Below are 2,620 nucleotides of genomic sequence, written 5' to 3'. Positions count from 1 at the left end.
ACATTGTAAACAGCCTTCCGAAACAGTACACCTTCCTGAATTATCTCCGCTGCCATGACGATATCGGCTGGGGACTTGATTTCGCCACCCTGAAGGAATGGGGCATGGATGAGCCATCCCATAAGCGTTACCTGAATGATTTCTTTACAGGAAAGCATCCGGGAAGCGACAGCCGCGGAGAACTCTATAATGATGACCCGGTAACTCAGGATGCCCGCTTCTGCGGAACTACTGCTTCCATGTGCGGGATCGAGGCTGCTCTTTTTGAAAAAGATGACGAGAAGCTGAAAAGGGGTATCCGCGAGGATCTGATGCTTCACGCATATATGCTTACCCAGTCCGGAATCCCGATGCTTTACAGCTCCGATGAAATCGGACGTCTCAATGATTATTCCTATAAAGAGGATCCGGATAAGGCTGCAGATTCCCGTTATATCCACCGTGGTGCTTTCCAGTGGGAGCTTGCCGGAAAAAGGAACTCCAAATCCTCCGTTGAGGGACAGATCTTCCAGACTCTTAGCCGCATGGAGCAGATCCGCAGCCAGGAATCTGTTTTTGATAAGGACTGTGATGTATATACATACGATGTTCATGATGACAGCATTCTCTGCATCCTCCGCCAGAAAGGAAACGAACGTTTCATCGGAATCTTCAATTTCAGTGACAGCGAAAAAACTGCCTGGATGCAGGAGGAAGGAACCTTCCGCGATCTGATCACTGACCAGACACTGGAGCTTAAGGACGTGGAGCTTCCGGCTTATGGATTTATGTGGTGTAAGAGGATGTAACTGTTACTTGGTAAATAAAAAAGACGTGGCCTTACGGATCCACGTCTTTTTATTATGTTATATCTTTATTTTTTATAAGCTGTTCTGGTATTCAGAAATTACTTGCAGAGCTCCTCTGCCATTGCATCGATCTCTGCCACATTCTCATCGCTGAGGGAGGACATGATCTTTACATTGTTCTCAAGCCATGTGATATTTTTACTCTTCTCGAACATTCCTTTCATGACTTTAGCTGCAGTCGGTGCCCAGCTTCCGTTCTCAATGAGGCCGATGGTGCGGTTCTGATAATTACGCTCTGTCAGGTTCTCGATGAATGTACGCATAAACGGGAATGCTTCTCCGTTGTATGTAATGCTAGCCAGTACCAGCTTGCCGTAGCGGAAAGCATCCTCCACTGCCTCTGCCATGTCTTCTCTTGCAAGATCGCAGACAACAACCTTCGGGCAGCCCTTTTCCTCCAGCTTCTGTGCAAGAAGCTCTGCTGCTTTCTTTGTATGTCCATATACAGATGTGTAGGCGATCATTACTCCTTCACTCTCTACTTTATAAGAAGACCAGATATCATATTTCTCCAGATAATGTCCAAGATTTTCGGTAAGGATCGGTCCGTGAAGCGGGCAGATGGTCTGGATATCAAGAGTTGCTGCTGCCTTGAGAAGCTTCTGTACCTGCGGACCGTATTTTCCGACGATTCCAATATAGTAGCGACGTGCTTCGCAGTCCCAGTCCTCTTCTACATCAAGAGCTCCGAATTTGCCAAAGCCGTCTGCGGAAAACAGAACTTTGTCTGTGCTGTCATATGTAACCATAACCTCCGGCCAGTGAACCATCGGTGCAAATACGAAAGTAAGGACGTGTTTTCCAAGTGTCAGGGTGTCACCGTTGGCTACAATATGTTTCTTTCCTTCCAGATCCATTCCACGGAAGAAATTCTCCATCATGGTAAAGGTCTTTGTGTTGGCAACAACAGTTGTATCCGGGTATGCTTTCATGAAATTCTCAATATTTGCTGCATGGTCCGGCTCCATATGCTGAACTACAAGATAATCCGGTTTCGCACCATCCAGAACCTCTGCAACTTTTCCCAGCCACTCTTCTGTGAAGCCGGCATCTACAGTGTCCATAACTGCGATCTTCTCATCTTTGATCACATAGGAGTTGTAGGACATTCCGTTTGGCACTACATACTGTCCCTCAAACAGGTCTACCTGATGATCGTTTACTCCTACATAATAAATATCATTTCCGATTTTCATTGTATTGAGTTCCTCCTTAGTCTGCTGTATTTTATATTTCCAATATTTCTGAAAATACTTTCTTATTGCTCTCATTTATTATATCATTGTTCGTACTGAAATCAATGTAGAATCTATAAATAAAAACAAACCTCTGCGCCTGGTAAAAGAGCTATTTTCCCCTCTTTACAAACCTATTCCAACATAGTATTGTATACCTTGGATGAAGGAATTTTTTATAATTTTTATGAGGTAAACTATGTGTGAAAATGAAAAAAAGAAAACGTCTTCCATTGAGATGACCTCCGGCTCTCTCTGGAAAAATATCCTCCTCTTCAGCCTTCCCCTGATGGGGTCCCAGGTGTTGGAGGTTCTTTTTAATTTAAGTGATGTTGCGGTTGTGGGGCGATTTGCAGATTACATGGCACTTGGAGCTGTGGGTTCCACAACTCTGCTGGTCACTTTATTTACCGGAATCCTGATCGGCATGGGCGCCGGAGTCAATGTTCGTGTAGCACACGAGCTTGGTGCCGAAAACAGAAAAGGTACCGAAGAAACGATCCATACATCTCTTCTTCTCTGTGCCATCGCAGGACT

General features: G+C 45.0%; 1 protein-coding gene and 2 pseudogenes. 2 read left to right on the top strand and 1 reads right to left on the bottom strand.

Annotated features, from left to right (window positions below; all coding sequences use genetic code 11):
• Positions 1-788: pseudogene (locus AB5026_RS18825) on the top strand (amylosucrase); the annotation flags it as partial.
• A gap of 101 nt (positions 789-889) precedes the next feature.
• Here AB5026_RS18825 and AB5026_RS18820 read toward each other — a convergent pair.
• Positions 890-2,044: pseudogene (locus AB5026_RS18820) on the bottom strand (FprA family A-type flavoprotein); the annotation flags it as partial.
• A 238-nt stretch (positions 2,045-2,282) separates the two neighbouring features.
• On the opposite strand from AB5026_RS18820, the gene AB5026_RS18815 reads away from it, so the two are divergent.
• The coding region (locus AB5026_RS18815; protein WP_368214142.1) for an MATE family efflux transporter at positions 2,283-2,620 on the top strand (338 nt) is incomplete at its 3' end.

This window comes from Blautia sp. RTP21359st1_E11_RTP21359_211015, assembly GCF_040910705.1.
In the GTDB taxonomy this organism is placed as follows: domain Bacteria; phylum Bacillota; class Clostridia; order Lachnospirales; family Lachnospiraceae; genus Blautia_A; species Blautia_A fusiformis.
The sequence above is the reverse complement of the archived record's forward strand: the minus strand, read 5'-3'. Positions and strand labels throughout refer to the sequence as shown.